Genomic DNA, 217 nt, shown 5'->3' with positions numbered 1-217 from the left:
AGTCGTACCATGTGTACCCACTGAAAAATGTGGAGCAAATTTATCTGTTGTTAGCATTGCACCGACTGGGAAACCACCACCTAATGCTTTTGCAGTCGTTAATACATCTGGAATAACACCAGAGTTCATGTAGGCATAAAGCGCACCTGTACGACCTACACCAGTTTGCACTTCATCAAAAATAAGTAAGGCACCAAACTCATCACATAGCGCACGC

1 protein-coding gene is annotated in these 217 nt (G+C 43.8%); it reads right to left on the bottom strand.

From position 1 onward, the window contains the following. A partial coding sequence (locus UC75_RS21485; RefSeq protein WP_228137328.1) for an aminotransferase class III-fold pyridoxal phosphate-dependent enzyme occupies positions 1-217 on the bottom strand: 217 nt, incomplete at both ends.

The organism is Acinetobacter sp. V2 (genome assembly GCF_001188385.1).
Taxonomy (GTDB): domain Bacteria; phylum Pseudomonadota; class Gammaproteobacteria; order Pseudomonadales; family Moraxellaceae; genus Acinetobacter; species Acinetobacter oleivorans.
This window is presented reverse-complemented; position numbering and strand designations above follow the sequence as displayed.